Origin of the sequence: Rhodanobacter denitrificans, assembly GCF_003335105.1 — a bacterium.
GTDB classification, from domain to species: domain Bacteria; phylum Pseudomonadota; class Gammaproteobacteria; order Xanthomonadales; family Rhodanobacteraceae; genus Rhodanobacter; species Rhodanobacter denitrificans_A.
The window spans coordinates 380,832-389,625 of record NZ_QFWQ01000005.1 but is presented as its reverse complement, the minus strand read 5'-3'; the positions used below and the strand labels follow the sequence as shown (position 1 = coordinate 389,625).

Below are 8,794 nucleotides of genomic sequence, written 5' to 3'. Positions count from 1 at the left end.
CCAACTGAGCTATTCCCGCATTGGAGCCGCGCATTCTAATACGTGGATGCGGATCGTCAAGCCCGCGCCGCCATGTCGTGGTTGCCGACCTCAGGCACTGCCGTTGCGCGATGCCCCGTCAGCGCTGAGGCTCGGCCACGCAGCCCGCAGGTAATGCAGGCCCGACCAGATCGTGAGCACGCCGGCGATCACCAGCAGACCCTCGCCGATGTGGTAAAGCCGCAGCGCCTCGGCCGCCTTCTCGTGCTGCACGATCAGCACCACCAGCGCGACCATCTGCATCACCGTCTTCAGCTTGCCGATGAAGGCGACCTTGACGGTCGCGCGCATGCCGATCTCGGCCATCCATTCGCGCAGCGCCGACACGCTGATCTCGCGCCCCACGATTATCGCCGCGGTTACCGCCATCAGGATGCCGGACCAGCCGCCGCGATGGGATTCGACCAGCAGGAACAAGGTCACCGCCACCATCAGCTTGTCGGCAACCGGGTCGAGAAACGCACCGAACGCCGAAGTCAGGTTCATTCGCCGGGCCAGGTAGCCGTCCAGCCAGTCGGTGACCGCAGCCAGCAGGAACACGATCGCCGCCGTGATGTTGTGGCCGGGGAACGGCAGGTAGAACACCGCCACCATGACCGGCAGCAGCGCAATGCGGAAGAGGGTCAGCCAGGTCGGCAGGTTGATGCGCATGATTCGTTCCAGGGATTTGAGGCAGTCTCGCACGATGGCCCGCCAGTGCCGAGTGAAGGCGTGCGCCGAGGTTCAGCCATGCAGGCTGGCGTAGATGCGTTGGGCCAGACCCCGGTCGATGCCTTTCACCTGCATCAGTTCCTCGACGCCGGCGCGCTCCAGCCCCTGCATGCCGCCGAACGCCTTCAACAGGGCGGAACGCCGGCGTGCGCCGATGCCCGGCACGTCTTCCAGCACGCTGCGCTCGCGCGCCTTCTCGCGCCGCTTGCGGTGGCCGCTGATGGCAAAGCGGTGTGCCTCGTCGCGCACCGCCGCGACCAGGTGCAGCGCGGGCGATGCGCTGCCCGGATGCAGCTCGCGGCCGGGACTTCCCGATTCAAGCCGCGCGAGCACCAGCGTCTCCTCGCCGGCGCGCCGCCCCGGCCCCTTCGCCACGCCCACCACCTCGATGCCGTCGACGCCGAGTTCCTTCAGCACATCCAGCGCCTGCGCCACCTGCCCGCTACCACCGTCGATCAGCAGAACGTCAGGACGCGCGCCCTCGCCTTCGGCCACCTTGCGGAAGCGGCGGGTCAGCGCCTGGTGCATCGCCGCGTAGTCGTCGCCCGGCGTGATGCCGGCGATGTTGAATCGACGATAGTGCGATTTCTCCGGTCCCTCCGGGCCGAACACCACGCACGAGGCGACGGTCAGCTCACCCATGGTGTGGCTGATGTCGAAGCACTCGATGCGCCGCGGCGACGCCGCCAGTCCGAGCACCTTCTGCAGGTCGTCGAAGCGCGTGCCCAGGGTCTGCCGGCTGGCCAGCCGCGCGGTCAGCGAAGCCTGCGCGTTGCGCTCGGCCATCTGCAGGAACTGCGCGCGCTCGCCGCGCACGCTGGACTTCAGCTCCACCGCATGGCCGGCCTGCTGGCCGAGCAGCTCGGCGAGGATCTCCTGGTCGGCCAGCGGCTCGCCCAGGATAAGCTCGCGCGGCACCGGTCGGTCCAGGTAGTACTGCGCGATGAACTGCGCCAGCACATCGGCCGGCTCGGCGTCGAGCGGCAGGCGCGGAAAGAAATCGCGCGTGCCCAGGCTGATGCCGTTGCGAAAGAACAGCACGCTGACGCAGGCCAGGCCCGCCTCGATGCGGCAGGCGATCACGTCCATGTCGGCGCTGGCGCCCTGCACGTGATGCTGCGCCTGCAGCTGGCGCAATGCTGCCACCTGGTCGCGCAGTTTCGCCGCGCGCTCGAACTGCAGCGCCTTGCTGGCCTGCTCCATCGCCTCGGCCAGTTCGTCGATCACCGCGTTGCTGCGCCCTTCCAGGAACATCTCGGCGTGGCGCACGTCGTTGCGGTAGTCCTCCACGCTGATCAGCCCCACGCAGGGCGCGCTGCAACGGCCGATCTGGTACTGCAGGCAGGGCCGCGTGCGGTTGCGGAAGTAGCTGTCCTCGCATTGGCGCACCTTGAACAGCTTCTGCATCAGGCTGAGGCTCTCGCGCACCGCGTAGGTGCTCGGGTAGGGCCCGAAGTAGCGCCCCGGCAGGTTCTTCGCGCCGCGGTGGAAGGCCAGCCGCGGGTAGTCCTCGCCGCTGGACAGATAGATGTATGGGTAGCTCTTGTCGTCGCGCAGCAGGATGTTGTAGCGCGGTTTCAGCGACTTGATCAGCTGCGATTCCAGCAGCAGCGCCTCGCCCTCGGTGCGCGTGACGGTGATCTCGACGCGGGCGATCTGCGCCACCATCGCCGCGATGCGCGGTTCCATCCGTGGCTTCAGGAAATAGCTGCCGACGCGCTTCCTGAGGTTGCCCGCCTTGCCCACATAGAGCAGCTCGCCGGCCGCGTCGAAGTGGCGGTAGACGCCGGGCGAGGAGGTCAGTGTGCGGACGAAGGCCTTGCCGTCGAAAGGGGGCGGTTGCGCGGACTGCATGGGACCATTCTAGTGGCGATGACCCCTGCAGATGGTGGCTCAGTGCTGCGTGCGCAACCACTGTTCCGCGCGCAGCAGGTCCGCTTCCGTGTCGATACCCGGCGGGAACGGCTCGGGGGTGAGCCGCACCGCGATCGCATGGCCATGCTCCAGCACGCGCAGCTGCTCCAGCGATTCGGTCTGTTCCAGCGGCGTGCGCGGCAGGCGGCTGTAGCGGTCCAGGAAGCCGGCGCGGTAGGCGTAGATGCCGATATGCCGCAGGAACGGCGAGCCGGACGGCAGCGCGTTGCGGTCGACGGCGAACGCATCGCGCGCCCACGGCAGCGGCGCGCGGCTGAAGTACAGCGCCCGGCCGTTGGCGGCGCGCACCAGCTTCACCACGTTCGGATCGAACAGTTCCTCGGCGTCGATGATCGGCGTGGCCAGAGTCGCCATCGGCGCGTCGTCGCCGGCCAGCGCCTGCGCCACCGCACGGATGCCGGCGGCCGGCGCGAACGGCTCGTCGCCCTGCAGGTTCACCACGATGCTGTCGTCGGCCCAGCCGTAGTGTTGCGCGCACTCGGCCAGCCGGTCACTGCCCGAGGCGTGGTCGCTGCGGGTCATGCAGATGTCCACGCCGTCCTGCCCGGCCAGCGCGTCGGCGATGCGCGGGTCGTCCACCGCCACCACCACCTGGCTGGCGCCGGCCTGCAGGGCGCGTTGCGCCACCCGCACCACCATCGGCACCCCGTCGATCTCGCGCAGCGGCTTGGCCGGCAGGCGGGTCGAGCCGTAGCGGGCGGGAATGGCGACGATGAACGGTGGCACCGCGTTCGACATGGACGATCCTTGGTCAGGCGGCAAGCCTAGCGCAACGTGGCGCGCGGCCGATTCACGGCGCAACCTGCAGCGCGAAGCCGCAGCCGTTGGCCAACTCGAGGAAGCCGGGGAACGAGGTGGCGACGTGGCTGCAGTCGCCGATCCGCACCGCTCCCGCGGCGACCAGGCCGGCTACCGCGAAGCTCATCGCGATGCGATGGTCGAGGTGGCTCTCCACCGTGCCGCCGCCGAGCCGGCCGCCGTGGATGATCGCGCCGTCCGGGGTTTCCTCGATCGTCGCGCCGAGCGCGCGCAGGCCCGCGGCCATCGTGGCAATGCGGTCGGATTCCTTGACCCGCAGTTCGGCGGCGCCACGGATCACCGTCGTGCCGCTGGCCACCGCGGCGGCGACGAACAGCGCGGGAAACTCGTCGATCATGTCCGGCACCAGCGCCTCGGGCAGCTCGACGCCATGCAGCGGCGCGTGGCGTACCACCAGATCGCCCACCGGCTCGCCGCCGGCTTCGCGCCGGTGCTCGACCGCAATGTCCGCACCCATCAGCTGCAGCGCCTGCAGCAGGCCGGTGCGGCGTGGATTCAGGCCCACCGCCGGCAGGCGCAACACGGAGCCGGGCACGATGCTCGCGGCGACCAGGAAGAACGCGGCCGAGGAAAAATCCGCCGGCACCTCCACGTCGGTGGCGCGCAGCACGTGGCCGCCGGAGAGTTTCGCCCGCCCCGGTGCGAACGCGATCGGCCAGCCGAATGCGGCCAGCATCCGCTCGGTGTAGTCGCGGGTCGGGTGCGGCTCGATGATCTCGGTGTCGCCGGCGGCGTACAGGCCGGCCAGCAGCAGCGCGGACTTCACCTGCGCGCTGGCCACCGGCAGCTCGTAGCGGATGCCCTGCAACGGCTGGCCGCCATGCACGTGCAGCGGCGGCAGGCCGTCGTGCGTGTCGATGCGCGCCCCCATCAGGGCCAGCGGCCCGGTGACCCGGCGCATCGGCCGCTTCGACAGCGAGGCGTCACCGACCAGGGTGCTGTCGAACGCCTGTCCCGCCAGCAGTCCGGCCAGCAGGCGCATGCCGGTGCCGGCGTTGCCGCAGTCCAGCGCTTGCGTCGTGCCGCGCAGGCCGTGCAGGCCCGCGCCGTGCACCACGCGCTCGCCGGAAGACGGCGTGTCGATGCGCACGCCGAGCTGCGCCAGCACGGCGGCGGTGGCGCGGGTGTCCTCGCCTTCGAGGAAGCCGCGGATGTGCGAGTCGCCCTCGGCGATCGCCGCCAGCATCAGCGCGCGGTGCGACACCGACTTGTCGCCGGGCACCCTCACGCTGCCGTGCAGCGGACCGTTCGCCCGGCTGCTCCAGTCCATGCGGCCGCTCAAGGCAGGGCCACCGGGTAGGAGCCGAGTACGCGGATGGTCGCCGCCGATGTGCCGATCTCCTGCACCGCCGCCTGCAGCGCGGGACTGTCGATGTGGCCGGAGACGTCGATGAAGAACGCGTACTGCCACTTGCCGGTATGCGCCGGCCGCGACTCGATCCGGTTCAGGCTGACGCCGTGCTTCGCGAACGGGCTGAGCACGTCGTACAGCGCGCCCGGCTTGTCGTTGACCGTGATCAGCAGCGAGGTGCGGTCGTTGCCGGACGGCGGGAACAGCGAGCGGCCGATCACCAGGAATCGCGTGGTGTTGTCGGCGCGGTCCTCGATGCCCTGGGCCACGGTCTTCAGGCGATACACCTTGCCCGCCGTCTCGCCGGCGATCGCGGCCGCGTCATCGGCATGCAGGGCCAGTCGTGCGGCCTCGGCATTGCTCGACACCGCGATGCACTCGACCTCGGGCAGGTTGATGCGCAGCCAGGTCTTGCACTGCTGCAACGACTGCGCGTGGGCGTAGACCCGGCGCACGTCCTCCAGGCGGCCGCTCAGCGAGTGCAGGCACTGGTGCACGCGCAGCTCGATCTCGCCGCAGATGGTGGCTTCGGAGGTAAGGAACATGTCCAGCGTGACCTGGATCATGCCTTGCCCCGAATTCTCCACCGGCACCACGCCGAAGTCGGCGTGCCCGGCGGCGACTTCCTGGAACACCTCCTCGATGCTGCCCAGCGGCAGGCCATAGGCGGCGTGGCCGAAGTGCTTGCGCACGGCCTGCTCGCTGAAGGTGCCCTCCGGGCCGAGGAAGCCGATCTTCAGCGGGTCTTCCTGGGCCAGGCAGGACGACATGATTTCGCGGAACAGCCGCACCATCTCGGCGTCGGACAGCGGGCCCTGGTTGCGGTCCACCACCATGCGCAGCACGTGCGCCTCGCGCTCGGGGCGGTAGTAGTCGATCGCGGAAAGCCCCTCCCCCTTCACCTTGGCCACGGTCTGCGCGTGCCGGGCGCGCTCGGATATCAGCTGCTGGATCTGCCGGTCGATGCTGTCGATGCGCTCGCGCATCTCGCTCAACGGGGTCTTCGGGTCGGTCATGCGTACAGCCGCCTGGATGGATGGAAGTCCAAATGATGAAGCGGCATCTTGCCTGAAAATCCCGCTTTCGTGCGATCAGAGCTTGTGGAGAAAACCACTTCCTGTGGTTTTCTTCTGTCGCGAGTACGGTACACGCCCGGACTCGCTCACATGAAACAGTCACTGCGTGACTGTTTCATGCCCGGCCCTCGGGCAACTGCTCCCTGCGTTGCCTCAACTCGGGCATCCATGCCCTCGCCGTGGCCGGTCTGAGAGGTTGAAAAACTCACAACCTCTCAGCCATGCCGCTGCGAGAAATCCCGCATGAACGCCACGAGCGCCTCGACCGCTTCCAGCGGCACAGCGTTGTACAGCGATGCGCGCATCCCGCCGAGCGCCTTGTGGCCCTTCAGCGCGAGCAGGCCCGCCGCCTCCGACTCCTGCAGGAACGCCGCGTCCAGCGCACCGTCGTGCAGGGTGAAACGCACGTTCATGCGCGAGCGCGCGGACAGCTCGATCGGGTTGCGGTAGTAGCCGCCGGAACCGTCGATGGCGCGGTACAGCAGTTCGGCCTTGGCCCGGTTGCGTGCAGCCATCGTGCCGAGCCCGCCCTGTTCCTTGAGCCACTGGAAGGTCAGCCCGGCCACATACCAGCCCCAGGTGTTCGGCGTGTTGAGCATCGAATCGGCGGCGGCGTGCTCGGCATAGCGGAAGATCCGCGCCATCGGCCGGCCAGCCCGCTGCAGCAGGTCGCGGCGGATGATCATCAGCACCAGCCCGGACGGGCCGATGTTCTTCTGCGCGCCGGCGTAGATCAGCCCGAAGCGGCTCACCTCCAGCGGCTCGGACAGGATGTTCGAGGACAGGTCCGCCACCAGCGGCACCGTGCCGCCGACGTCGGGGATGTCGTGGAACTCGACGCCGTGGATGGTCTCGTTCGGCGTGTAGTGCACGTAGGCGGCACCCGGGTCGAGCCGCCAGCTGTCGCGCGGCGGCAGCTGCAGGAAGTCGTGCGGCTCGTTGCTGGCCGCCACGTTCACTCGCACGTAGGGTCTGGCTTCGCTGACCGCCTTTGCGCTCCAGTGCCCGCTGACGACGTAATCGGCGCTGTCGCCCTCGCCGGCCAGGTTCATCGGGATCTGCGCGAAGTGCTGGGTGGCGCCGCCCTGCAGGAACAGCACGGCGTAGTCGGCCGGTATCTGCATCAACTCGCGCAGGTCGGCCTCGGCCTGCGCGGCCATCGCGATGAAGCGCTTGCCGCGGTGGGACTGCTCCATCACCGAGGCACCGCTGCCGTTCCAGTCCAGCATGTCGCGCTGGGCGCGTTCGAGTACCGCCAGCGGCAGCGCCGCCGGGCCGGCGCTGAAATTCCAGACTCTGCTCACGTGCGCCTGCGTCCTGTCGAGGGTGTTCGCGCATTATGGCGCGGCGCAGCATGGCAAGGTCAACCCTTGGCGCAGGCTCTCAGAAGCGGATCAGCAGGACCAGGGCGATGCCCAGTGCCAGCACGGCGGCGGTGACGATCAGCCACCATACCTCGCCGCTGGGCCCGGCGGCCTCTTCGGGCAGGTGTTGCGGCGGCGGTTCGGGCAGCGTGATTTCCGGCTCGGGTTCCATGCCCGGTCCATCCACCACGAAGCGGTGCATCGCCACGCCAAGCTGGTCGCCGGGCTGCAGGGGCAGTTGCTGCACGGCGACGCCGTTGACCCGCAGCAAGTGGTGCGCGGACGGCTGGGTGACTTCGAGCAGCAACTGGCCCTCGTGCCAGGAAATGCGCAAGGCAATGGCATCGCCCTGCGGCAACTCGAGCGGGCAATCGCCGTGGGAACCGAACTCCAGGCTGTCCCGCAGCGGCAGCACCCGTCCGGACAGCGGGCCGGCCACGGCGCGCAGCGCCACCGTGCAGTGCCCCTGTTCGGGCACGCTCAGCGGTGGTCGCCGGGCCGGGTCCTCGTCGGCACGCAGCAGCATGCGGCAATCGCCGACGCTGACCACGTCGCCGGCGCGCAGCAGGGCGCGCTCGCGCACCGGTCGGGCGTTGACGTAGATGCGATCGGCCGACGGCAGCACCTGCAGCACCCAGCCGCGGCGATCCTGCTGGATCCGCAGGTGTTGCGGCGCCGCCTGGCCGGCCGCCAGCACCAGGTCGTTGTCGGGCGCGCTGCCGATGCGCAGCTGCGCCTGCGCCCAATGGAAATCCTCACGGGCCGCATTGGGAAATTCGATACGCATGGATGAGCCGGTCGATGGACAGCGAAACTCTAGCATGCGGTCCGTCGCGCTCCAGGCATTAAGATGCGTCGTTTCCCGCGGAGTCCGTCATGCCCAGGATCGATATCCACCACCCGCACCAATTACCGGTTGCCGAGGCCCGCGCCGTGGTCGACCGGGTGGCCGCACGCATGCGCGAAAAGTTCGGCACGGACGATCGCTGGCAGGGCGATACCCTGCTGTTTTCCCGTCCCGGCGTCAGCGGCTCGATCGCCGTCGGCAGCGACGCGATCCAGGTCAGGGCCGAGCTGGGCCTGCTGCTGGCGCCGCTGAAGAACACCATCGAGCAGGAAATCCGGCGCAAGCTGGATGAGCATTTCGCCTGACGCCGATCCGGCTCGATCCGGCGATCCGTGCTGACGATTCTTTGACCAGGCGTACATCCGTGGCATAATCGACGGCTTACGCGGCCATGACGGCTGCGCGTGAACCCCGGAACACATGGCCAAAGACGACGTCATCGAAATGGAAGGCACGGTCCAGGAGACCCTGCCCAACACCATGTTTCGTGTACAGCTGGAGAACGGGCACGTCATCATCGCCCACATCTCCGGCCGCATGCGCAAGCACTACATCCGCATCCTTACCGGCGACAAGGTCAAGATCGAGATGACCCCGTACGACCTGAGCAAGGGACGCATCACCTACCGCATGAAGTAGCTCGGCCGCGCCT

The 8,794-nt window shown here is 68.8% G+C and carries 9 protein-coding genes; 2 read left to right on the top strand and 7 right to left on the bottom strand.

The annotated features are described in order from the left end of the window. Nucleotides 1-90 precede the first annotated feature (90 nt). The 7 genes from pgsA to DEO45_RS09045 form a co-directional block, all read right to left on the bottom strand. Nucleotides 91-690 carry a CDP-diacylglycerol--glycerol-3-phosphate 3-phosphatidyltransferase gene (gene pgsA, locus DEO45_RS09075; RefSeq protein WP_114342758.1) on the bottom strand — a complete coding sequence of 200 codons (600 nt, stop codon included), beginning with the start codon at nucleotides 688-690 and terminating at the stop codon, nucleotides 91-93. Nucleotides 691-762: 72 nt separating this feature from the next. After that, the gene (gene uvrC, locus DEO45_RS09070) at nucleotides 763-2,604 is read right to left on the bottom strand and encodes an excinuclease ABC subunit UvrC (RefSeq protein WP_114342756.1); all 1,842 of its coding nucleotides are present in this window, start codon (nucleotides 2,602-2,604) and stop codon (nucleotides 763-765) included. A gap of 39 nt (nucleotides 2,605-2,643) precedes the next feature. Next, a complete protein-coding gene (gene kdsB / locus DEO45_RS09065; RefSeq protein ID WP_114342753.1) occupies nucleotides 2,644-3,423 on the bottom strand; it encodes a 3-deoxy-manno-octulosonate cytidylyltransferase in 780 nt (259 codons plus the stop codon). A 52-nt stretch (nucleotides 3,424-3,475) separates the two neighbouring features. Further along, complete coding sequence (aroA, locus tag DEO45_RS09060; protein ID WP_189339708.1) at nucleotides 3,476-4,774, bottom strand: 3-phosphoshikimate 1-carboxyvinyltransferase; 1,299 nt, start codon at nucleotides 4,772-4,774, stop codon at nucleotides 3,476-3,478. An 8-nt stretch (nucleotides 4,775-4,782) separates the two neighbouring features. Beyond that, a complete protein-coding gene (gene pheA, locus DEO45_RS09055) occupies nucleotides 4,783-5,871 on the bottom strand; it encodes a prephenate dehydratase (RefSeq protein ID WP_114342749.1) in 1,089 nt (362 codons plus the stop codon). Nucleotides 5,872-6,146: 275 nt separating this feature from the next. After that, complete coding sequence (gene serC, locus DEO45_RS09050; protein ID WP_114342747.1) at nucleotides 6,147-7,235, bottom strand: 3-phosphoserine/phosphohydroxythreonine transaminase; 1,089 nt, start codon at nucleotides 7,233-7,235, stop codon at nucleotides 6,147-6,149. A 79-nt stretch (nucleotides 7,236-7,314) separates the two neighbouring features. Further along, a complete protein-coding gene (locus tag DEO45_RS09045) occupies nucleotides 7,315-8,082 on the bottom strand; it encodes an FHA domain-containing protein (RefSeq protein WP_114342744.1) in 768 nt (255 codons plus the stop codon). A gap of 89 nt (nucleotides 8,083-8,171) precedes the next feature. Between DEO45_RS09045 and DEO45_RS09040 the strand changes: the two genes are divergently transcribed. After that, a complete protein-coding gene (locus DEO45_RS09040; RefSeq protein ID WP_114342741.1) occupies nucleotides 8,172-8,447 on the top strand; it encodes a polyhydroxyalkanoic acid system family protein in 276 nt (91 codons plus the stop codon). Nucleotides 8,448-8,562: 115 nt separating this feature from the next. Further along, nucleotides 8,563-8,781 carry a translation initiation factor IF-1 gene (gene infA, locus DEO45_RS09035; RefSeq protein ID WP_007508585.1) on the top strand — a complete coding sequence of 73 codons (219 nt, stop codon included), beginning with the start codon at nucleotides 8,563-8,565 and terminating at the stop codon, nucleotides 8,779-8,781. The last annotated feature ends 13 nt before the right edge of the window (nucleotides 8,782-8,794 follow it).

Bases quoted from the DNA above. Each gene is read 5' to 3' on its own strand.
- aroA (WP_189339708.1), bottom strand. From the start codon at position 4,774: ATGGACTGGAGCAGCCGGGCGAACGGTCCGCTGCACGGCAGCGTGAGG.
- kdsB (WP_114342753.1), bottom strand. From the start codon at position 3,423: ATGTCGAACGCGGTGCCACCGTTCATCGTCGCCATTCCCGCCCGCTAC.
- uvrC (WP_114342756.1), bottom strand. From the start codon at position 2,604: ATGCAGTCCGCGCAACCGCCCCCTTTCGACGGCAAGGCCTTCGTCCGC.
- infA (WP_007508585.1), top strand. From the start codon at position 8,563: ATGGCCAAAGACGACGTCATCGAAATGGAAGGCACGGTCCAGGAGACC.
- pgsA (WP_114342758.1), bottom strand. From the start codon at position 690: ATGCGCATCAACCTGCCGACCTGGCTGACCCTCTTCCGCATTGCGCTG.
- DEO45_RS09045 (WP_114342744.1), bottom strand. From the start codon at position 8,082: ATGCGTATCGAATTTCCCAATGCGGCCCGTGAGGATTTCCATTGGGCG.
- pheA (WP_114342749.1), bottom strand. From the start codon at position 5,871: ATGACCGACCCGAAGACCCCGTTGAGCGAGATGCGCGAGCGCATCGAC.
- DEO45_RS09040 (WP_114342741.1), top strand. From the start codon at position 8,172: ATGCCCAGGATCGATATCCACCACCCGCACCAATTACCGGTTGCCGAG.